We start from the raw sequence: 20,142 nt of genomic DNA, 5'->3' as shown, positions 1-20,142 counted from the left end.
AGGCCCGCACAAAGGCGGGCCCGAGGGGGGGGGAGGGAATGTCTTGCTGGCTGGCCCTTGGATCAGGCCGCCAGGATGCGGTCCAGCAGGTTGTCCAGCGGGCTGGGAAGACGGGCGTCAATCTCGCCCATGCCGGTCTGCGACAGCGCCCGGCCTTCATCGCTGGCCAGCACCTGGCGGGTCTCGGTCAGCGACAGCTGGTGAAAGGCGGAGTCTTCAACCGCATCCTGGGCGGGCAGCAGCATGCCGCTTTCGGCCCAGACCAGCTCTTCTTCTGCGAATTCAAAATGGATCCGGCCCAGGCGTTCCGGCGCGGCTGCGGTGATACCCTTGTAGCCGGCCAGGGCGATCAGCTTGGCGACAACGACCGGCAGGCCGAACAGGCGTTCTGCAGTTTCCATCTCCAGCGCCACTTTCTGGTCCGAGGGCAGCATCAGGTCGGTGTCATTGCCCAGGGCGCCTGCCGGCACATGCATCAGGGTGGTCAGGCGCGGCACGGCGTGTTTCACCGCCTTCACTTCCTGGGCGCCGCCGTCAAAGGTGAACACCATGTCGCCGGGCTTGACGTCGCGGGCTTGCTTGAAGCCTTCTTCGGTCTCCACCAGCGTATCAGGCAGGAAGCCGCCGCTGCGGATGCGGGCGCGCTTGGGCGCGGGTTTCACGGAGTGCGGCAGGGGATTGGTCAGCAGCAGCACGTCAACCGGCAGGTAGTCGGCGAAATCTGTGGTGTGATCCAGCTGCATTGTTGCGTCCCTTCTGAGCGTCTTCGTCCCGGCGTTTTGCCGTTGAAGCCATGTGGCCTCCGAATTGGGACCAAATTGGGGCAGGGGTGCGTCGCCTTTCGGGATGAGGCGATTTTTTGGGGACAAAAGCTGCTTTTTCAGCGGTATTGTTAACCTTTTCACGGTGCGGGCTGAGGATTTATTAAGAATTGACGCAATTTTTGAGACGCGCCCAATTGCCGCTCGACGCCCGATTCTCTTTGGTTAACAGAGTGTTAATGCGAATTTGCTCTGTTAACGGCTGCACCCAGCATCCTGTGGATAACTGTGTGAACGCATTGAAATTCAAGCAAAACGGGCGCCCCTTGGGCGCCCGCGTATCTGTCTGAAGGTGGTAATCCCTTGGAATTACTGGCCGCAGGCTCCGATCAGCGCCTCATATTGCTCTGTCACCCAGCCCAGGGCCTGCTCCGGATTGCGTTCCTCGATCTTGCCGGTCAGGCGCTCAAACACCTCGGCAGAGCGGCTTTCGTCAACGATTGTGAAGCTCTGCCCGGTCATCACAACATCATAGAGGAAGAAGGCAATCGCGATCAGAAGAATGCCGCGCAGGACGCCAAAGAAGAAACCGGCACCCTGATCCAGCCCGCCAAGCGCAGAACGCTGCACAAGGGTGGAAAACAGCGGCGTGAAGAAGGAGACCACGATCAGCGCCAGGGCAAACACCGCGGCAAAGGCGGCAATGATCGAAAGCTCGCAGCTGTCGGCGATGAAGTCACCGATCACAGGGATTTCCGCCATCAGCGGTTCCACCTGCGGCGCGAAGATGAAGGCCAGGACACCTGCGGCGATCCAGCCGGCAATCGCCATCGCCTCGCGCACGAAACCGCGCGAATAGGCCAGCAGCGCCGATACCACGATGACCAGGGCCACGACCCCGTCGATAATTGTGAAACCTTCCATGTCCCTCGCCCGTTTGCCTGCGATCTCAAATTTTTTGCGACTTTAACCGGCCCCGAAGAATTCGCCAACAAAACCTGCCAGATCGCCTGACTTTCTGAGATTCAGACCGTTTACGGACACGGTTTTGCTGCCGCCCGGGGCAATCGCCGCCGTGAAACCAAGTTTTTGCGCCTCTTTCAACCTGTTTTCGGTCTGCGGGGCGGGCCGGAGGGCGCCTGATAGCGAAATTTCTCCGAAAACCACCGTATCTGCGGGCAGGGCGACGTCTTCCCGCGCGCTCAGCAGCGCCGCCGCCACGGCGAGGTCAGCAGCGGGTTCTGAAATCTTCATACCGCCCGCCACGTTCAGATAGACGTCCAGGCCCGCAAAGGGGATGCCGCAGCGCGCCTCCAGGACGGCCAGGATCATCGCCAGCCGCGAAGAATCCCAGCCCACCACCGCGCGGCGGGGCTGCGAATGGGGGGAGGGCGCAATCAGCGCCTGCATCTCGACCAGCACGGGTCTTGTGCCCTCAATCCCGGCAAAGACCACTGACCCGGGCGAAGGCTCGCCGCGCTCCGACAGGAACAGGGCAGAGGGGTTGATCACCTCGCTGAGGCCGCTGCCGGTCATCTCGAACACACCGATCTCATCCGCCGGGCCAAAGCGGTTTTTGACTGCCCGCAGGATGCGGAACTGATGGCCGCGCTCGCCCTCGAAGTACAGAACCGTGTCGACCATATGCTCCACCACACGCGGGCCTGCGATCTGGCCCTCCTTGGTGACATGGCCAACCATGATGATCGAGATCCCGTGCCGCTTGGCGAATGTGGTCAGCTCATGCGCCGCCGCCCGCACCTGGCTGACAGAACCGGGCGCGCTGTCCACATGGTCCGCCCACATGGTTTGAATGGAATCGATGACCGCCAGCTGCGGCCGCTCCGCCTCCAGCGTCGTCAGGATGTCGCGCAGGTTGGTCTCTGCCGCCAGCTGCACCGGCGCATCCGCCAGCCCCAGCCGCTGCGCCCGCATCCGAACCTGGGCCGATGCCTCCTCGCCGCTGACATAGACGGTCTTGACCCCCGCCTGGGCAAACCGCGCTGCCGCCTGCAGCAGCAGGGTGGACTTGCCAATGCCCGGATCGCCGCCCACCAGAATGGCCGAGGCCGCAACAAGCCCGCCGCCCAGCACCCGGTCCAATTCCCCCACGCCGCAGCAGGCCCGCGGCGGCGGGGTTTCCCGCGCCGACAGATCGGTCAGCTGGATGGTGCGGCCGCGCTTGACGCCCAGCGACTTCTTGGACGGGCCGGAGGACAGCCCCTGATCCTCGGTGATGGTGTTCCACTCGCCGCAGCCCTCGCAGCGGCCCGACCATTTCGAAAAGCTGGCCCCGCAGGCGGAGCAGGAGAAAGATGTTTTTGCCATGGTTCAGATCAGTGGCAGATGTTTCCCTTTTGTTCAAGGGGCGCGAGCTGTTCCGGGCGGATGCGAGGCTCTGCCTCGCGCTCCGGGATATTTGCGGCCAGATGAAGAAGAGATCCTTCATTCATCTGGCATTAAGTATCCCGGGGGAGGCCCGAAAGGGCCGGGGGCGGAGCCCCCTGCAGCACGTCAGTCGGCGCGGCGGGGCGGCTGGATCGGCACCACGCTGCCGCCTTCCGGATCCGAACCGTCCGGCTGGCCCTGCAACTGCGCCGACAGTTCCGGCAGCAGTTCAAACAATTCGCCGCGCAGCCGCCCCAGATGCGACTTGGCGATGCTCTCTTCGATCTCCACGTCGCGGGTCCACTGGCGCAGCTCATGCATGATGATCTGGGCATCCTCCAGCCGCGCCTTGAAGGTCTCCAGTTCTTCCTGGCGCTGCTTCAGAAACTGGCGGGCGCGGGCCACCTTGGCATCTGAATAGGTCTCTGCCAGCTCACGGCTCACCTGGCTCATCTGCGCGGCCACTTCCAGCACATCCGGCTCCAGCCCCTCAAGATCCGGGTGATCGCGCAGGAACGCAAGCCGTTCCTTCACCGCATCAAATTCGGAGGCCAGCGTGAATATGCCTGCGCGGTCGCCGGCATGAGCCAGCTGATAGGCCTGCAGCACGTCCTCCATGTTCATGGAAAACCGCCGGTGCGAGGCCTCCAGCGCCATGATGCGCCCGTTGGCGGGCAGAAAGAACACCAGCATCACTGCTAGCGCGGTCAGCGCGATCTGCGCGGCCATTCCGGCCTGCGGCATCGGTTCGCCGCCCAGGCCCGCCTGCAGTGACAGCCAGGGCCAGACGCCCAGGGCCGACAGTGTGGTTGCCGCCAGCATCGCTGCGGCGGCCAGGCAGATCAGTGCAAAGGCAAACCGCATGAGCGCGGTCTGCGCGGTGAACAGGATGGATTGAATGCCGGCCATAGGCCCCCCTCCAGCAAATGCACGCCCGGAACCGGGGCCTGCAAGGCGGGGGGAGCCCGAAAAGGGCACAGCCGGCCAGGTCCGCGACGGTGCGTTTTCACTTGTCCGGCCTTATGAAATGGAGCGGTTTGGTACCGGATCAAGGGTTTAGCGCGGCTTGTGCTGCATCCTGGCCGTGCGCTCCGTCAGCATACCCAGCACAATCGACGCCAGAATGCAGGCAGTGAAAAGGTAAAGCCCCCAGGCGGTCTCAATGGTTGCCAGGCCAATGCCCTTGGCCAGGGTGATGTAGAGCGCGATCAGGAAAATATCGGCCATCGCCAGCTTGCCCAGCACGTGCAGAACCTTCTGCACGCGGGCGTCCATCAGCTGCCACTGCACCAGCGCGGTGCCGATGGTTTTGAGGTAGGGGGCGAAAATCGCAAAGAAGGTGACGATCAGCGCCAGCACCGCGTCGCTGCCCCAAAGGCTTTGCAGACCCGTGATCACCGAGATCTCGCTGAGGCCGAAGATCGGCAGCAGCCCCGCCCGCATCAGGGGCGCAAACCAGGCGACGGGGTAAAGGATCAGCAGCGTGAGGGTGAGGAGGCGGAGGGTCATAGCAGCTCGTTTTATGCGGTTCCGCCAAGACTTGTGCGTTCGGCGCCGATTATGGAAGGGGGAAAACGGCTGCGAAGCAATCAGCCGGGGCGCCTTGCAGTCCTGCGAGCACTCGACCCTCCCCACCTGAGAGCGCTTTCGCACACGCCCAGGCTCAGGTGCCGGTCTCGCGTTGGATGCCTCCGGCGGGAGTATTTGGTGCAAGGTGAAGAGAGAGAGGATTGGAATGTTGTCAGATCAGCTCACTGCTTGAGAAAACGCCCAAGTGAATTTCACAAGCGGCGCAATCAGAACGTTGGCCAGCCAAACAGCAAATACGATGATGACAGGGTAGTCTTCCGCTCTTGAGCCGACTGGAGACGTTTTCAAAGCATACCCCCACACAAAAAGAGTTGCGAAAAACAGAGAAATGCTGGCCAGGAAATACATCAGCGTAGCGCTGAAATAAGGCCAGCGCAGCGGCAGGGCAATCTCAGCTAATGTCCAGACAGACCAGGCAAGTGCGGCCAGAAAGCCGGTTCGGTAAAAGGCGACCTGCAGTCCCGATCTGTGCTTCAGGAAAAGTGCAATACCTGCCAGCACGGGGAGTAACACTGGGAAATTGAGGGTGATTGCAGTTGTAGTTTCTGTGAAAAGCTCCATTTAACGCACCGCCTCGATCGGCCCCTCCGCGCGGCCGTGGATGAATTGCTCCACATAAGGGTCGCCCGAGGCGTCCATCTCTGCCACCGGGCCGGTCCACTGGATCACCCCGCCATGCAGCATCGCCACATTGTCGGCAATCGCCCGCACAGAGGTCATGTCATGGGTGATGGTCATCGCCGTGGCGCCCATTTCCACCACGATCTCGCGGATCAGGTCGTTGATCACACCTGACATGATCGGGTCGAGGCCGGTGGTCGGCTCATCGAAAAAGATGATCTCAGGCTCGGCGGCAATGGCGCGGGCGAGGCCGACGCGTTTTTGCATGCCGCCCGACAGTTCCGCCGGGAACCGGTCGGCGACATTCGCCTTCAGACCCACCCGGCGCAGCTTTTCAATGGCGATCTCGCGGGCTTCCTCCTGCGGGCGCTTCAGCGCGCCGCGCAGCAGGCGGAAGGCGACGTTCTGCCAGACCGGCAAGCTGTCAAACAGCGCGCCGCCCTGAAACAGCATCCCGAAGCGCGCCAGGAACTTGTCGCGGTCGCCGGAACCAGCGGGCCTGCCATCGACGTAAATCTGGCCTGAGTCAGGCGTGATCAGCCCCAGGATGCTTTTCAGCGCCACCGACTTGCCGGTGCCGGACCCGCCGATGATCACCATCGAAGTGCCCTTGGCAATCTCCAGGTTCATGCCGTTCAGCACGCGGTTGTCGCCAAAGGCCTTGTGGACGTTTTCCATGCGTATCATAGCGAGAAGAACACCCCTGTGAGGACAAAGTTGGCGGCCAGGATCAGGACGGCGGCGGATTCCACCGAGCCCTTGGTGGCGCGGCCCACGCCCTGCGCGCCGCGGCCCGATTGCATGCCGTAATAGCAGCCCATCATCGCCGCGATGGTGCCAAAGGCCGCGCCCTTGACCAGCGAGGAGATGATGTCGAGCGCTTCCAGGAAATCGACGGTGTTCTTGAGGTAGGCCGCCGGGTTGAAGCCGAGGTTCTGCACCGCCACGGTGTAGCCGCCCATGATGCCGATGATGTCGCCGACACCGACCAGCACCGGCACCGTGATCAGCGCCGCCAGAACCCGCGGGGCCACCAGGTATTTCATCGGGTGGGTGGACAGCGTCACCAGCGCATCGATCTGTTCGGTCACCTTCATGGTAGCAATCTCTGCCGCGATGGAGGAGGTCACGCGCGCCGCGATCATCAGCCCGACCAGCACCGGGCCAAGTTCCCGCACCATGCCAATGGCAACGATCTGCGGCACCACGGCTTCGGCGTTGAACCGGGCGCCGCCTGCATAGATCTGCAGCGCCAGTGCGCCGCCGGTGAAAATCGCGGTGAGGCCGACGACGGGCAGCGACAGCCAGCCGACGTTCAACAGCGCCTGAAAGAATTCGCGCGGGTAATAGGGCGGGCGGATCATGTGGCTGAAGGCGCTGAGTGCAAACAGCGCCGCGCGGCCGACAGCCGCCAGCCCCGCCAGGGCGGTGCGGCCCAGCCGGGCCAGGAGAGCGATTGGATTCATCCCAGATATGTCCGCGCCGACCGGTGGCCCGAGGAGGTCAGGATCTCATAGCCGATGGTGCCGGCCGCGTCGGCCAGCATGTCGACGGTCTGACGCTCGTTCAGGATTGCCAGCATCTGCGGAACCTCACCCAGGTCGGTGACATCCACGGTGATCAGATCCATCGAAACGCGGCCGACCACGGGGCAGGGGGTCTCGCCCGCATAGACGTGAATGCCGCCATTTCCCATCGCCCGGTGCAGCCCGTCTGCGTAACCCGCGGCAACGGTAGCGATGCGGCTGGGGCGCTGGGCGACCCAGGCATTGCCGTAACCGGCGCTTTCGCCCGGTTCCATATCGCGCACCTGAATCACCGGCAGGTCCAGCTGCACCACCGGCACTGCATCCGTGAACGGCAGCCCGCCATAAAGCCCGACACCGGGGCGGCAGAGGTCAAAGTGATAATCCTTGCCCAGGAGCATGCCACCGGTGGCAGCCAGCGAGCGTGGCACCTCCAGCCCGTCCGTCATCTCGCGGAAGGTTTTCAGCTGCTGCGCATTCATCTCGTGAGACGGCTCATCGGCGCAGGCCAGATGCGACATCAGGAGCACCGGGTTCTGGCCCAGGGCAATCTCTGCCACCGCGGCCCATTCGCCGTGCTCCATCCCCAGCCGGTTCATGCCGCTGTCCAGCTGCACCCCGAACGGGTGGCCCGGCAGGGTTTCGAAATGGCGCAGCATCTGATCCAGCGAGTTCAGCATCGGCGTCAGCTGGAAATCTTTGAGCAGCTTTGCATCGCCCTCCATATGGCCGGAGAACACCGAGATGCCGGGGCCCGGCCCCAGCGCACGGCGCAGCGCGCCGCCTTCTTCGGCTGCCGCCACAAAGAAATTGCGCGCACCGGCCTTGGCCAGTGCCTTGCCCACCCGGCCTGCATCCAGGCCGTACCCGTTCGCCTTCACCACTGCGGCAGTCTCGCAATTGGTCAGCGCATCCAGATTCCGCCAGTTGGTGACCAGCGCATCCAGGTTGATTGTCAGTTTTGCCGTGCTCATGCGGTGTTCATGACATGGGAGGGGCGCAGGTCAAGTGGGAAAACCCGCCACACAGGCCAATAGTTGCCTGCTTTCAGGGTGCTGGGCGGTCTGTGGCAGCCAGCTCAGGCGGGCATCTGCTGGGTGGCGCAATGGATGCCGCCCCCCAGTTCCGCCAGCAGATCGGTGTCCAGCATCACCAGCTCGCGCCCGGGGTAATGGCGGCGCAGCGCCTCTGCGGCCAGCGCATCAGTGCGCCTGTCGCCGCTTTCAGGTGCGATCACCCCGCCATTGCAGACATAGTAGTTCACATAGCTGCACTGGCTGTTCACGTCCCTGATCCGCCCGGCCTCGGGCCAGGGCAGGGTGTCGACCTGAAGGCCCGCTTCCAGCAGGCGCCGTTGCAACTGCCGGGCCGAGGCATCAAAAGGGTCATTTGGAACAGGCGCGTCTGCCAGCATCATCAGCACGCGGCCCCCGCCGGTAAAGCGGGCCAGCCCGTCGATGTGGTCGTCGGTCACGTCCTGGCCCTTGACGCCCTTGCCCCAGATCATGCGGTCCGCGCCATAGGCAGCCAACAGGGCCGTTTCAATTTCATCGCGGCCAGCGCCGGGATTACGGTTAGCATTCACCCAGCTGCTTTCATTGGCCATCAACAGGCCATGGCCGTCCGCCTCGACCCCTCCGGCCTCGCCCCTGATGCCGCTGTCAAACAGCGGCAGCCCCAGCCGTTCCGCCACCCGGGCAGCGATGCGTTCGTCATCTGGAAGATGGTATCGGCCCCAGCCGTTGAAGTTCAGCTGCCGGACAGACAGTTGCCCGCGCCCGTCGCGCCCGAACAAGGGACCGGAGTCGCGGCACCACAGATCATCTGCAGGAATGTCCCACAGCTCCACCTTGCCCGACAGTTTTCGGCGGGCACGCGCGTGTTCCTCTGGCGCGGCCAGCATCACCACCGGCTCAAACTCCGCAACCGTATTGGCGATCCGCGCAATCTGGTTTTGCACCTGCTTGCGGTAGCGCCCGGTGCCATAGACCTCAGCCGTGACCGGCCATTGCATGAAAGTCAGCTGATGCGGCGCCTCTTCCGGCGGCACCCGGAACCCGTCCTGTGCCATGCCCGGACCTCCCGCAATGGACAGCGCGCCGGCGCCTGCGGCACCGGCCATTGAACCGGCCATAAACCGGCGGCGGTTAATAACCGCCGTCCTCTTGCCCTTGCTGCCAGGCCTTGGCGAGGTTGCCGAAGCGGGTGAACTGCGCCTCGAACGACAGTTCCACCGTGCCGATGGGGCCGTGACGCTGCTTGCCGACAATGACCTCGGCCTTGGCGTGCAGCCGCTCCATCGCCTGCTTCCATTCTTCCATCTTGTCCAGCTCGTGGTCGCCGGGCTTTTCCCGTTCCTTGTAGTATTCCTCGCGGAACACGAACATCACCACGTCGGCGTCCTGCTCGATCGAGCCTGATTCCCTCAGGTCCGACAGCTGCGGGCGTTTATCTTCGCGGTTTTCCACCTGACGCGACAGCTGCGACAGCGCAATGACCGGGATGTTCAATTCCTTGGCAATCGCCTTCATCCCCATCGAGATTTCAGCGATCTCGTTGACGCGGTTGTCCGACATGCCGCGGCAGAGCTGCAGATAGTCGATCACCAGCAGGTCCAGACCGTGGGTCCGCTTCAGGCGGCGCGCGCGCGCGGCCAGCTGCGAGATCGGGATCGCGGGCGTGTCGTCAATGAACAGCGGGCAGCTTTCCAGATCCTTGGCCGCCTGCACAAAGCGGCGGAATTCGCTTTCGGTCATGTCGCCCTGGCGGATCTTGTGCGAGGAAATTTCTGACGCTTCCGCCAGAATACGCCCCGCCAGCTGCTCGGCGCTCATCTCGAGCGAGAAGAAACCCACGACGCCGCCATCCAGCGCCCCTTCCGATCCGTCGGGTTTCACCCCGCGTTTGTATGCCTTGGCGACGTTGAAGGCGATGTTGGTCGCCAGCGACGTCTTCCCCATAGAGGGGCGGCCTGCGAGGATAAGAAGGTCCGAGGGATGCAGGCCGCCGAGTTGTTTGTCGAGGTCCATCAGGCCCGTCGAGATGCCGGCCATGCCGCCACCCCGCTGATACGCCTCGTTTGTCACATTGACCGCTTCGGTGACGGCCTTAAGGAACGATTTGAAACCGCTTTCCGTCTGGCCCTGCTCTGCCAGCTGGTAAAGCGACTGCTCTGCCTCAACGATCTGCTCTTTAGGTTCTGATGCCACGTCTACGCGGCGCGCCTTTTCTGCAATCGATTGGCCCAGGGCGATCAGCTCGCGCCGGATCGCCAGGTCGTAAATCATCTGCGCGTAGTCCCGCACCGCAAAGGCGGAGATCGACGCGCCCGCGAGCTTGGCCAGATAGGCCGGCCCGCCCAGTTCCTTCAGCCCCTCGTGATCCTCCAGGAACGCCTTCAGTGTCACCGGCGAGGCCAGCGCGTTCTTGGAGATCCGCGCCGCCGCAACCTCATAGATGCGGGCATGGACCGGGTCGTAGAAATGCGAGGAGTCGATGATCAGCGCGATTTTGTCGTAGACCTCGTTGTTGGTCAGGATCGCGCCCAGGAGCTGCTGTTCCGCCTCCACCGAATGCGGCAGTTCGTTGTCCGGCATCGCCTGGTCCGCTTGCGCGGGGGCCGGCAGATTGTCCGGCATCGGGGCGGGGGGCGGCATATCGCCGTCGAAAGGGGTAATCTCGTTCATCACTGCTCTCGTCACTCGGCCCGCTTATACGGTGCCGCGCGGGTTTCTCCTATCTGGGAATCTCTGTGGATTCCCTGTGGATAAAGCCGCAGGGTTTGTGGGCCGTTTACCATGATAGGCCAGCAAGCCTGTCCTATTCAGGCTACATGATGCGGTGCGCTGTGGGAAGGCCCCAAGATCTGCGCATCAACCTGTGCGGGAAACGATTCGGGGCAGGCTTGTCCACATCCCGTCCCGTAACGCTTTCCCTTGCGTTAAGCTGCAGGGGGCGCGGCAGGACACCGGGGCCGGCACGGAAGGCGGTTTGTGCACCCTGCGGGGGCGTGCAGGGCGGGCGGTTCCGCCCGCCATCCGATCAGGCCTTATGCGCTTCCTGCCAGGCGCGCGGGTCTTTCAGGAACTTTTCCACCTCGGCCAGCGTCTCTTCGCTGAAACTCTTCTGCGCCTTGGCCTCGGCCAGCACGTCCCACCAGGTGCACAGGTAATGCAGCTCAACCCCGTGGTCGCCCAGGCGCTTGGTGGTTTCGGGGAAGATGTCGTAGTAGAAGATCACCGCGGTATGGCCGCAGGAGGCGCCGGTTTCGCGGATCGCATCGACAAAGGACAGTTTGGAACCGCCGTCGGTGGTCATGTCCTCCACCAGCAGCACCCGCTGATCCTCGGTCATCACCCCTTCGATGCGTGCATTGCGGCCATAGCCCTTGGGTTTCTTGCGCACATAGGTCATCGGCAGCGCCATCCGTTCGGCCACCAGCGCGCCAAAGGGGATGCCGGCGGTCTCTCCGCCCGCAATATTGTCAAACGCCTCGAAGCCGGCGTTGCGCATCACGGTCACGGTCAGGAAATCCATCAGCGTGGTGCGGATGCGCGGAAAGGAGATCAGCTTGCGGCAGTCGATATAGCTGGGCGAGGGCAGGCCGGAGGCCAGCGTATACGGCTCATCCGTGTTAAAGTTCACCGCGCCGATTTCCAGCAGCATCCGGGCCGACAGACGGGCGATTTCTTCGCGGGAAGGGTAGGAGGTGGGGATCATGGTCGGGTCCTTTCTGGCGCCAGGAAAATTCGAATTTTCCTGGCAAATTTCTTCGAAGAAATTTGCGGCTCAGCCGCCGGCGTTCCAAAAAACCGGGAAGCCCGGATCAAACACGGTGACAGGTCCGTCGCCGCTTTCGATCTTCTCCGGGAAAGCCACCGGCGCATCCTGCTTGGTCAGGGTCAGCGTCTCGCTGCTCACCGGCAGGCCATAGAACGCAGGGCCGTTTTCCGAGGCAAAGCCCGCCAGCTTGTCCAGCGCGCCCTCTTCCTCGAAGACATGTGCCAAGAGGGACATGGTGTTGGTGGCGGTGAAACACCCGGCGCAGCCGCAGGCGCTTTCCTTGTTGGGGTCGGTATGCGGCGCCGAGTCGGTGCCCAGGAAATAGCGCTTGTCACCCGAGGTTGCCGCAGCGCGCAGCGCCAGACGGTGCTCTTCGCGCTTGGCGACCGGCAGGCAGTAGTAATGCGGCTTGATGCCGCCCACCAGGATGTGGTTGCGGTTGATGATCAGGTGATGCGTGGTGATCGTCGCGCCCAGATCCTGCTCCTGGCTTGCCACATAGTCGGCGGCGTTCTTGGTGGTGATATGTTCCATCACCACCCGCAGGCCCGGTGTCGATTGCCGGATCGGGTCCAGCACGCGGTCGATGAAAACCGCCTCGCGGTCGAAGATGTCGATGTCGTGGTCGGTGACTTCGCCGTGGGTGCACAGCGGCAGGCCGATCTCGGCCATTTTTTCGAGCACCGCGCGGACGTTGTCGAAATTGGTCACACCGGAGGCCGAATTGGTGGTCGCGCCGGCCGGATAGAGCTTCACCGCTTTGACCAGCCCGCTGGCGTGGGCCGCAGCCACATCCGCCGGATCGGTGTCCTCAGTCAGGTACAGCGTCATCAGTGGTTCAAACGCCATCCCCTCCGGCAGCGCCGCCAGAATGCGCTCGCGGTAGGCCGCGGCCAGCGCCCCGGTCACCACCGGCGGCACCAGATTCGGCATGATGATCGCGCGGCCGAAATGGCGGGCGGTTTCGGGCAGCACGGCCTGCAGCATGGCGCCGTCGCGCAGGTGCAGGTGCCAGTCATCGGGGCGCGGGATGGTCAGCGTCTGGGTCATGCGCGTGCGTTAGCACATGGCGGCGGGGAAACAAAGCGGCAGAATGCTCGCAGGCCCGGCCGGATCAGCGCTTGTCCGGGATGGTGAATTCGCCGCTTTCTGCCCGCTTCTGCATCTCCTCCAGGCGGCGGCGGAACCGGGGTGCCCGCATCCGCTCCGTCACGTTGCGGCACAGAAGCGCAATCAGCACTCCGCGGTCCTCTCGCTCGAGCCGGCCCAGAAGGTTGCGCAGGAAGAAAGGGTTGTTGCGCCGCGCCCGGAACAGCTTGCAGAAAGCCGCCTCCGACAGCTTGCCGCTGCCAGCCAGCGACAGGATGTGATAGAGCATCTCCATCTCGATCAGACGGGTCTGCACCGCGTCCCCCATGTGGCTGGCGCGCAGCCGGGTGACATTTCTGCGGGCAAACAGCGCCGCGTGCATCGCGTCAAGCCGCACCTGCGGGTCATAGATGACAAAGGCCTGCCCGGCGGCATCCAGCATGTCCGGCGCATAGCCGTAGCGGTCGGTGAACGACAGCCGCCGGTTCTCAGCAAAGCGGTCGTCCCATTCGGTCATCCGCGGGTCCAGTGTCGCCTGCGGCTGTACCGCCACGACGGTGGCACCGGGCGAGGCCACGGAATACGCCGCCGCCGCATAGCCGCAGGGGCCTGCGCCGTAGAACAGCACATTTTCAAATTCGTCAAAGAAGCCGTCGTCGACCAGCTGGTCGAAGAAGCCATAGATGCGCTCGTCGCGGAACCAGGTGTCGCCGTCGGAGACGACGCACATATGCGACCAGCCCAGGTTCTTCACCAGGTCGAATCCCAGCGGCTGCGCCTGATCCGACAGGTTGTGGATGCCCTGTATGGTCTCAAACGTCACCAGCAGGGTATTGCCCTGATCGATGAAGGTGGTGAAATGCTTGTCGCCCAGCGGCTGATACATGCCGTGCTGTTCGGCCAGCGCCGCCATCCGGGCCTTCCACTGTGCCGGTTTCAGCCCGGAAAGGTCTTCATCCAGATTTTCGAGTCCGTCCTGCATGACTTCCACCTTGAGTCCCCCCTGCGCCGAGCGGCGGTTTTGCTGATTTACGCCTAGGTGACAAATAAGGCTAAATTTGGAAAAACTAAGGCCTCTTTACTGTCTGGTCCGGGGCGATCAGCGGTCCGTTGCCTGCCTTTTGCACGCTTGCTTCCTTTCAGCCCGGCTGTTTGCTGCCCTCAGCCGCCAGCCCCAGCATGGCAAAGCGCCGCATCTTTGCGCCTTCCTCCGCCGTCAGAACCCTCGCAGGCGGCGACATCAGCAGGCGGGTGAACAATGCCCTGTTTTCTTCCGCCAGCATCAGCTCCAGGAACCGTGTCTTGCGCCAGGCCGCTGCCGTGCCATGCAGCCGGGCCAGTTCCGCGTCGGCCATCAGCTCTGCCTGCAGGGTGCTGCGCAGCGCGGCATAGCGCGCAATTGCGCGGTCCTCGCAGGCGGCATAATTGCGCTCCACCCAGTAATCCATGCCCAGCCGGGCTTGCCGGTTCACCCGGCCGCGTTCAGCTTTCACCACGTAACTTTCCATTGCACCCAAGGGGTAATGGTTCAGCTGCGCCAGGCGGTAATTCGGCTGGCCGTAATCGGAAAACAGCCGCTTGGTCTTGAACGCCGCACCCAGCTCGCGACCCTCGCAATCGAACCAGCGGCAGCCTTCCAGCCGCACCTTGTCGCGGATGCTGCGGGGCCGGTGAATGCCGCATTTCCCATAGGTGCCGTCGTTGCGGTATAGCGTCTTGAACATCACCGCCCGCCAGGGCCAGTGGATCACCTCAGGCGCACATTGGGTGAATTGCTCCGTGACCGGACGGTCCTCATAGGTCGCCACACCGCCATTGCCAAACAGCCGCCAGGTGAGGGGGATGGCATCCGCATCCGGCAGCGCCGCCAGCAGGTCCGCCACCGTGCCACCGCCGGTCTTGATGCAGGGGAACTCGTCGATATCCGCCACCAGCACCCAATCCGCGGTCTTCATCAGCGGGTGCTTGTCCGCCATCTTGAGCGCGGTGAACTGGATGCCCTCGCGGCCATAGGGCCCGTCGTTGCGCACATGCGCCAGCTGCCCCATCGCCTGCAGACGGTCCAGCATCGCATCGGTCCCGTCCTGGCAATCGTTGGAAAACACCAGGAAATCGGTAAAGCCGGCGGCGCGGTAATGGGCCAGCCATTCCAGCAGGAAGGCGCCCTCGTTGCGCACGCAAAGAATGGCCAGCACCCGCATCGTCACACGCCCCCCCAGTGCCGGGCTGCCGGTTGATACCGCATCTGGGATGTCTTGCTCATGCCTCGGCCTTCATTGCTTTGCTGCCAGTCTTACCCGAAGGCAGCTGCGATACAAACCCTGCCGCTTCGCCGCAGCGTCGCACACACCCGCCGCTTGACCGATGCGCCTGCCCGTGGCCTGTTGGGCGGGGCAAGGGGAGGTCAGACATGCAGGCACAATCCATCGAACAGGTGCAGGACCTGCTGTCGCAGCAGGGCTACGTCTGCGGCCGGGCGCTCGCCACGGTGGTGTTCCTGTCGCTGAAACTGGGCCGCCCGCTGTTCCTGGAGGGCGAGGCCGGCACCGGCAAGACAGAGATCGCCAAGGCGCTGGCCGCCGCGCTGGGCCGCCGCCTGATCCGGCTGCAATGCTACGAGGGGCTGGATGCCGCCAGCGCGGTCTATGAATGGAACTTCGCAGCCCAGATGGTGGCCATCCGCACGTCTGAAGCTGCGGGCGAGGCCGCAGGCAGCGCCGGCCGCGCCGCGCTCCAGAACGAGTTGTTCTCCTCTGATTACCTGATCGAACGCCCGCTCCTGCAGGCCATGCGCCCGGATGAGCACGGCGCCCCGGTGCTGCTGATCGACGAGCTGGACCGCACCGATGAACCCTTTGAGGCCTTCCTTTTGGAGGCGCTCAGCGATTTCCAGGTGACGATCCCCGAACTTGGCACCATCCAGGCGCCGGAGCCGCCGATTGTCATCCTCACCTCCAACCGCACCCGCGAGGTGCATGACGCCCTGAAACGCCGCTGCCTCTACCACTGGGTGGATTACCCCGATTTCCAGCGTGAACTCGACATCCTGCACGCCCGCGCGCCCGAGGCCAGCGAACAGCTCAGCCGCGAGATCGTCGCCTTCGTGCAATCTCTGCGCACCGAAGATCTGTTCAAGAAACCGGGCGTCGCGGAAACCATCGACTGGGCCAATTGCCTCCTGGCGCTCGACGTCATCGCCCTCAGCCCCGAGGTGATCGCCGACACCCTCGGCGCCATCCTGAAATACCAGGACGACATCGCCCGCCTGCACGGCTCCGAGGCCAAGCGCATCCTTGATCAGGCCAAGGCCAGCCTGGACGCGGCCTGATGCTTCATCTTTCTGGAAATACTCCGGGGGTATGGGGGCAGCGCCCCCATAAGCACTAGTGCCTGACTACCCGCCGCTCTCCCTGCAGGACGACCCCAAGCTGCTCCGCAACATCACCCATTTTGCCCGCGCCCTGCGCAAGGCGGGGCTGCCCATCGGCCCGGGCCGGGTGCTGGATGTCGTGCGCGCGGTTGCAGCGGCAGGCTTTACCAGCCGGCAGGACTTTTACTGGGCCTTGCACGCCTGTTTCGTCACCAAGCCGGAACAGCGGGTTGTATTTTCCCAGGTCTTCCGCCTGTTCTGGCGCGACCCCCGCTATCTGGAGCAGATGATGGCCGCCATGCTGCCCGCTATCCGCGGCGTGCAGGAGGACCGTCCTGCCAAACCTGCTGAAAAACGCGCGGCAGAGGCGCTGCTGGACGGCATGCTTGACCAGCCGGACGTTCCGGAAGCGGAGCAGGAAGGAACGGAGATCGAGATCGACGCCTCCCGCACCATGTCGGCGGAGGAACGCCTCAGGACGCTGGATTTCGAACAGATGAGCACGGCGGAAATTGCCGCTGCCAAGCGCATTCTGGCGCAGCTGAAACTGCCGGTGACCCCGATCGAGTCCCGCCGCCTGATGGCGGCGCCGCGGGGGCACCGGGCCGACTGGCGCAAAACCTTACGCAATGCCGCGCGGCAGGGCGGCGACCTGCAGCAGATCGCCCGCGCCAAACGCCGCATCCGCTGGCCCAATCTGGTGGTGCTCTGCGACATCTCCGGCTCGATGAGCCAGTACAGCCGCATCATCCTGCATTTCCTGCACGCTGCCGCCAATGCAAAGGGGCAGGGCTGGGCGCGGGTGCATGGCTTCACCTTTGGCACCCGCCTCACCAATATCACCCGGCATCTGCAGCAGCGCGATGTGGACGCGGCGCTGGCCGCCGCAGGGGCAGAGGCGCAGGACTGGGAGGGCGGCACCCGGATCGGCGACTGCCTGCACGCCTTCAACCGCGACTGGTCGCGGCGTGTCATGGGGCAGGGCGCGGTGGTTCTGTTGATCACCGACGGGCTGGACCGCGGCGACCCCGAGGGCCTTTCGCGGGAGATGCAGCGCCTTCAGCTGTCGTCCCGCCGCCTGATCTGGCTGAACCCCCTGCTGCGCTGGGACGGCTTTGCCCCCAAGGCGCAGGGCATCCGCGCCATGCTGCCCTACACCGACAGCTTCCGCGCCGGCCATTCCATCGCCTCGCTGCAGGATCTGGCGCAGGTGATCTCCAGCCCCTCTGATGCGGGTGATAAGGCGCGGCTGATGGCGCTGCTCTGATACGGATGCCGCTTGAAACCAGCGCCGCAAGCGCCGATGTTTAAACGCAAACCCACCGGACACCGGAAGGCCCGCCAATGCAGAACATAACCCCGTTTGAGCACGCCCCGGAAACCGCGCTGGACTGGCACAGGGCGGGCATTGGCGCGGCGCTGGCCACCGTGGTGCAGACCTGGGGCTCCGCCCCGCGCCGCACCGGGTCGCAGCTGGTGGTCTCGGGCGAAGGTCAGATTGAGGGCTCGGTCTCCGGCGGCTGCGTCGAGGGCGCAGTCGTGAGTGAGGCGCTGGAGGCCTTGCAGGACGGCCAGCACCGGCTCTTGGAATTCGGCGTCAGCGACGCGGACGCCTTTGCCGTCGGCCTCGCCTGCGGCGGCACCATCAAGGTGCTGGTGGAGCCGGTGGGCTCGGCGCTGCCCGGGAACCTGCTGGAGGATCTGGTGGCCGCCCGCGCAGCCCGTACCCCGATGGCCTATGAGGTGAACCTCGCCACCGGCGCCCGCCGCCTCACGTGCGCAGATTATGCGGACCGGATGCGCATGGACCGCTCCGGGCTGGAGGAAGACGGGGAGACCTTCGTGGCGGTTCACAACCCGCCCCTGAGGCTGATCTGCGTCGGAGCCGTGCATATTACGCAAGCGCTGGTGCCGATGGCGCGGATCGCGGGTTATGACCCGGTTATCATCGACCCCCGCACGGCCTTTGCCTCATCCGAACGTTTCCCGGATGAGACCCTGATGGACGACTGGCCGGATGAGGCGGTCGAAAAGCTGGGACTGGACACGCGCACCGCGCTGGTGCTGCTGACCCATGACCCGAAGCTTGACGACCCGGCGCTGCAGGCGGCACTGGCGGCAGATGTGTTCTACATCGGCGCGCTGGGCAGCAAGAAAACCCATGCCGCCCGCGTGGCGCGGATGCAGGAGGCCGGATTTACCGAAGACCGGATCGCCCGCATCCATGGCCCCATCGGCCTGGATATCGGCGCTGCCAGCCCGGCGGAAATCGCGGTGTCGATCCTGTCGGAAATGACCGCCGTCCTGCGCGGCAAGCAGCCATGAGGTTCGGCCCGGTTCCGCTGAAGGATGCGGAGGGCGCGATCCTCGCGCATTCGCTGCAGGGCGCCAGCGGCAAGGTTGCCAAGGGCACGGTGCTGACCGGCGAAGACCTCGCAGACCTTTCCGCCGCGGGCCATGACACCCTGACTGTCGCCCGGCTCGGCCCCGCTGACCTGCACGAGGATGCCGCGGCGGAGGCGCTGGCAAACGCTCTGGTGCCGGACCCCTCCGCACAGGGCATCCGCATCTCCGGTGCAGGCACCGGGCGGGTGAACCTCTATGCCGCTGGCGCCGGGCTGGTGCGGCTGGACCCGGAAAAGCTGGAGGGCGTCAATGCAGTGGACCCGATGATCACGGTTGCCACCGTGCCGGATTATCACCGCGCCGATGCAGGCGGCATGCTGGCGACCATCAAGATCATCTCCTACGGCGTGCCCGCCGATGCCATCAGCCGCGCCAGCGAAGGGGCAGGGGATGCGATCCGGGTTCTGCCGCCCGTCCTGTCCTCTGCCACGCTGATCGAAACCACGGTGAGCGAGGACACCCCTTCGGACAAGGGCCGCGCCGCGATGGCGGGCCGCCTGCACCGGATGGGCATAACCCTCACGCCCCGCGTGGTTGTGCCGCATCAGGAAGACGCGCTGGCGGAGGCCATCGCAAACGCGTCCGGGAAGCTGGTTCTGATTCTCACTGGTTCCGCCACCTCAGACACTCACGACGTGGCGCCTCAAGGGCTGCGGCAGGCAGGCGGCACGGTGACCCGTTTCGGCATGCCCGTGGATCCCGGCAACCTGCTGTTTCTCGGCAAACATCAGGAGAGGGTGGTCATCGGCCTGCCGGGCTGCGCCCGCTCGCCAGCCCTCAACGGCGCCGACTGGGTGCTGGAGCGGGTGATCTGCGGGCTGCCTGTGACCTCCGCCGATATCGCTGCGATGGGGGTTGGCGGGCTGTTGAAGGAAATTCCCACCCGCCCGATGCCGCGCCGCGATGCAGAAGGCTGAATGCGGCACTGCAGCGCGGGATTTGTGACGCAAGGTCACAACCTTGGGTAAGCCCTGCTGACGCGAATTTGCACTTCTGTTTCCCCGGAAAACACTTCGCGGAACGGGGGCACCCGTGCTTAACTCCCCTCAGCCAGACAAAAACAAGCTAAAGGGAGGGTACTATGGCCAAGGTCTCCATGACCGTGAACGGCAAGGCTGCCAGCGGCGACGTTGAAGGGCGCACGCTGCTGTCATCATTCCTGCGCGAGCAGCTGGGGCTCACGGGCACCCATGTGGGCTGCGACACCAGCCAGTGCGGCGCCTGCGTGGTGCATGTGGACGGCAAGGCGGTGAAAGCCTGCAGCATGCTGGCGCAAGAGGCCGAAGGCGCCGAAGTTGCCACCATCGAAGGGCAGGCCAACGCCGACGGCTCGCTGAACACGATCCAGCAGGCGTTCCAGGACCACCACGGGCTGCAATGCGGCTTCTGCACGCCGGGCATGGTGATGTCGGCGGCAGCGCTCCTGAAGGACAACCCCAAGCCCACCGAGGCGGAAATCCGCGACTACCTTGAAGGCAACCTGTGCCGCTGCACCGGCTACCATAACATCGTCAAGGCGATCATGGCGGCCTCGGGCCAGGATGTCTCCTCCATCGCGGCGGAATAACCGGACGACCCCAGGCCGGCACCCGGCCTGAGCTGAACAAGG

At 64.3% G+C, this 20,142-nt stretch carries 20 protein-coding genes; 5 read left to right on the top strand and 15 right to left on the bottom strand.

Going from position 1 to position 20,142, the window contains the following annotated elements; translation table 11 throughout:
* Nucleotides 1–62: 62 nt before the first annotated feature.
* From N6L27_RS04020 to N6L27_RS03950, 15 genes are all read right to left on the bottom strand, one after another.
* Nucleotides 63–743: a Hint domain-containing protein gene (locus N6L27_RS04020; RefSeq protein WP_271905794.1), complete on the bottom strand. Its 681-nt coding sequence runs from the start codon at nucleotides 741–743 to the stop codon at nucleotides 63–65.
* A gap of 387 nt (nucleotides 744–1,130) precedes the next feature.
* Nucleotides 1,131–1,685 carry a CvpA family protein gene (locus N6L27_RS04015; protein WP_260017931.1) on the bottom strand — a complete coding sequence of 185 codons (555 nt, stop codon included), beginning with the start codon at nucleotides 1,683–1,685 and terminating at the stop codon, nucleotides 1,131–1,133.
* Nucleotides 1,686–1,727: 42 nt separating this feature from the next.
* Complete coding sequence (gene radA, locus N6L27_RS04010; protein WP_271905793.1) at nucleotides 1,728–3,089, bottom strand: DNA repair protein RadA; 1,362 nt, start codon at nucleotides 3,087–3,089, stop codon at nucleotides 1,728–1,730.
* A gap of 186 nt (nucleotides 3,090–3,275) precedes the next feature.
* Entirely contained in the window at nucleotides 3,276–4,058 is a 783-nt protein-coding gene (locus N6L27_RS04005; RefSeq protein ID WP_271905792.1) for a DNA repair protein, read from the bottom strand.
* 147 nt (nucleotides 4,059–4,205) lie between these two features.
* On the bottom strand, nucleotides 4,206–4,658 hold the full coding sequence (locus N6L27_RS04000; RefSeq protein WP_271905791.1) for a paraquat-inducible protein A: 453 nt from the start codon (nucleotides 4,656–4,658) through the stop codon (nucleotides 4,206–4,208).
* A 237-nt stretch (nucleotides 4,659–4,895) separates the two neighbouring features.
* On the bottom strand, nucleotides 4,896–5,300 hold the full coding sequence (locus tag N6L27_RS03995; RefSeq protein WP_271905790.1) for a hypothetical protein: 405 nt from the start codon (nucleotides 5,298–5,300) through the stop codon (nucleotides 4,896–4,898).
* Nucleotides 5,301–6,047 (bottom strand): ABC transporter ATP-binding protein, encoded by a 747-nt coding sequence (locus N6L27_RS03990; RefSeq protein WP_271905789.1) that lies wholly within the window; start codon nucleotides 6,045–6,047, stop codon nucleotides 5,301–5,303.
* Entirely contained in the window at nucleotides 6,044–6,826 is a 783-nt protein-coding gene (locus N6L27_RS03985) for an MlaE family ABC transporter permease (RefSeq protein ID WP_039179040.1), read from the bottom strand. Before N6L27_RS03985 ends, N6L27_RS03990 begins: the two co-directional genes overlap by 4 nt.
* Nucleotides 6,823–7,860, bottom strand: coding sequence for an alanine racemase (gene alr, locus N6L27_RS03980; protein WP_271905788.1), 1,038 nt, complete (start codon nucleotides 7,858–7,860; stop codon nucleotides 6,823–6,825). The genes N6L27_RS03985 and alr overlap by 4 nt, the downstream gene beginning before the upstream one ends.
* 104 nt (nucleotides 7,861–7,964) lie before the next feature.
* Nucleotides 7,965–8,957, bottom strand: coding sequence for an agmatine deiminase family protein (locus N6L27_RS03975; RefSeq protein ID WP_271905787.1), 993 nt, complete (start codon nucleotides 8,955–8,957; stop codon nucleotides 7,965–7,967).
* A gap of 76 nt (nucleotides 8,958–9,033) precedes the next feature.
* A complete protein-coding gene (locus tag N6L27_RS03970; RefSeq protein ID WP_271905786.1) occupies nucleotides 9,034–10,572 on the bottom strand; it encodes a replicative DNA helicase in 1,539 nt (512 codons plus the stop codon).
* Between the two features lie 355 nt (nucleotides 10,573–10,927).
* Nucleotides 10,928–11,605: an orotate phosphoribosyltransferase gene (locus N6L27_RS03965; RefSeq protein ID WP_019295930.1), complete on the bottom strand. Its 678-nt coding sequence runs from the start codon at nucleotides 11,603–11,605 to the stop codon at nucleotides 10,928–10,930.
* Nucleotides 11,606–11,674: 69 nt separating this feature from the next.
* The gene (gene pyrC, locus N6L27_RS03960; RefSeq protein ID WP_271905785.1) at nucleotides 11,675–12,718 is read right to left on the bottom strand and encodes a dihydroorotase; all 1,044 of its coding nucleotides are present in this window, start codon (nucleotides 12,716–12,718) and stop codon (nucleotides 11,675–11,677) included.
* Nucleotides 12,719–12,782: 64 nt separating this feature from the next.
* Nucleotides 12,783–13,739: a phosphoadenosine phosphosulfate reductase gene (locus N6L27_RS03955; protein ID WP_271905784.1), complete on the bottom strand. Its 957-nt coding sequence runs from the start codon at nucleotides 13,737–13,739 to the stop codon at nucleotides 12,783–12,785.
* A 157-nt stretch (nucleotides 13,740–13,896) separates the two neighbouring features.
* Nucleotides 13,897–14,958: a glycosyltransferase family 2 protein gene (locus N6L27_RS03950; protein ID WP_271906247.1), complete on the bottom strand. Its 1,062-nt coding sequence runs from the start codon at nucleotides 14,956–14,958 to the stop codon at nucleotides 13,897–13,899.
* Between the two features lie 209 nt (nucleotides 14,959–15,167).
* Here N6L27_RS03950 and N6L27_RS03945 point away from each other — a divergent pair, with 209 nt between their 5' ends.
* The 5 genes from N6L27_RS03945 to N6L27_RS03925 all read left to right on the top strand — a co-directional run bounded on the left by N6L27_RS03945 (nucleotide 15,168) and on the right by N6L27_RS03925 (nucleotide 20,100).
* Entirely contained in the window at nucleotides 15,168–16,085 is a 918-nt protein-coding gene (locus tag N6L27_RS03945; RefSeq protein ID WP_271905783.1) for an AAA family ATPase, read from the top strand.
* A gap of 58 nt (nucleotides 16,086–16,143) precedes the next feature.
* Nucleotides 16,144–17,394 (top strand): vWA domain-containing protein, encoded by a 1,251-nt coding sequence (locus tag N6L27_RS03940; RefSeq protein ID WP_271905782.1) that lies wholly within the window; start codon nucleotides 16,144–16,146, stop codon nucleotides 17,392–17,394.
* Nucleotides 17,395–17,471: 77 nt separating this feature from the next.
* The gene (locus tag N6L27_RS03935) at nucleotides 17,472–18,452 is read left to right on the top strand and encodes an XdhC family protein (protein ID WP_271905781.1); all 981 of its coding nucleotides are present in this window, start codon (nucleotides 17,472–17,474) and stop codon (nucleotides 18,450–18,452) included.
* A complete protein-coding gene (locus N6L27_RS03930) occupies nucleotides 18,449–19,450 on the top strand; it encodes a molybdopterin-binding protein (RefSeq protein ID WP_271905780.1) in 1,002 nt (333 codons plus the stop codon). The genes N6L27_RS03935 and N6L27_RS03930 overlap by 4 nt, the downstream gene beginning before the upstream one ends.
* 164 nt (nucleotides 19,451–19,614) lie before the next feature.
* Nucleotides 19,615–20,100, top strand: a complete 486-nt coding sequence (locus N6L27_RS03925) for a (2Fe-2S)-binding protein (protein WP_271905779.1) — start codon at nucleotides 19,615–19,617, stop codon at nucleotides 20,098–20,100.
* Nucleotides 20,101–20,142 lie beyond the last annotated feature (42 nt).

This window comes from Leisingera sp. SS27 (assembly GCF_028368855.1).
Classification (GTDB): Bacteria; Pseudomonadota; Alphaproteobacteria; order Rhodobacterales; family Rhodobacteraceae; genus Leisingera.
The sequence above is the reverse complement of the archived record's forward strand: the minus strand, read 5'-3'. Positions and strand labels throughout refer to the sequence as shown.

Bases quoted from the DNA above. Each gene is read 5' to 3' on its own strand.
- N6L27_RS04020 (WP_271905794.1), bottom strand. From the start codon at position 743: ATGCAGCTGGATCACACCACAGATTTCGCCGACTACCTGCCGGTTGAC.
- N6L27_RS04015 (WP_260017931.1), bottom strand. From the start codon at position 1,685: ATGGAAGGTTTCACAATTATCGACGGGGTCGTGGCCCTGGTCATCGTG.
- radA (WP_271905793.1), bottom strand. From the start codon at position 3,089: ATGGCAAAAACATCTTTCTCCTGCTCCGCCTGCGGGGCCAGCTTTTCG.
- N6L27_RS04005 (WP_271905792.1), bottom strand. From the start codon at position 4,058: ATGGCCGGCATTCAATCCATCCTGTTCACCGCGCAGACCGCGCTCATG.
- N6L27_RS04000 (WP_271905791.1), bottom strand. From the start codon at position 4,658: ATGACCCTCCGCCTCCTCACCCTCACGCTGCTGATCCTTTACCCCGTC.
- N6L27_RS03995 (WP_271905790.1), bottom strand. From the start codon at position 5,300: ATGGAGCTTTTCACAGAAACTACAACTGCAATCACCCTCAATTTCCCA.
- N6L27_RS03990 (WP_271905789.1), bottom strand. From the start codon at position 6,047: ATGATACGCATGGAAAACGTCCACAAGGCCTTTGGCGACAACCGCGTG.
- N6L27_RS03985 (WP_039179040.1), bottom strand. From the start codon at position 6,826: ATGAATCCAATCGCTCTCCTGGCCCGGCTGGGCCGCACCGCCCTGGCG.
- alr (WP_271905788.1), bottom strand. From the start codon at position 7,860: ATGAGCACGGCAAAACTGACAATCAACCTGGATGCGCTGGTCACCAAC.
- N6L27_RS03975 (WP_271905787.1), bottom strand. From the start codon at position 8,957: ATGGCACAGGACGGGTTCCGGGTGCCGCCGGAAGAGGCGCCGCATCAG.
- N6L27_RS03970 (WP_271905786.1), bottom strand. From the start codon at position 10,572: ATGAACGAGATTACCCCTTTCGACGGCGATATGCCGCCCCCCGCCCCG.
- N6L27_RS03965 (WP_019295930.1), bottom strand. From the start codon at position 11,605: ATGATCCCCACCTCCTACCCTTCCCGCGAAGAAATCGCCCGTCTGTCG.
- pyrC (WP_271905785.1), bottom strand. From the start codon at position 12,718: ATGACCCAGACGCTGACCATCCCGCGCCCCGATGACTGGCACCTGCAC.
- N6L27_RS03955 (WP_271905784.1), bottom strand. From the start codon at position 13,739: ATGCAGGACGGACTCGAAAATCTGGATGAAGACCTTTCCGGGCTGAAA.
- N6L27_RS03950 (WP_271906247.1), bottom strand. From the start codon at position 14,958: ATGCGGGTGCTGGCCATTCTTTGCGTGCGCAACGAGGGCGCCTTCCTG.
- N6L27_RS03945 (WP_271905783.1), top strand. From the start codon at position 15,168: ATGCAGGCACAATCCATCGAACAGGTGCAGGACCTGCTGTCGCAGCAG.
- N6L27_RS03935 (WP_271905781.1), top strand. From the start codon at position 17,472: ATGCAGAACATAACCCCGTTTGAGCACGCCCCGGAAACCGCGCTGGAC.
- N6L27_RS03930 (WP_271905780.1), top strand. From the start codon at position 18,449: ATGAGGTTCGGCCCGGTTCCGCTGAAGGATGCGGAGGGCGCGATCCTC.
- N6L27_RS03925 (WP_271905779.1), top strand. From the start codon at position 19,615: ATGGCCAAGGTCTCCATGACCGTGAACGGCAAGGCTGCCAGCGGCGAC.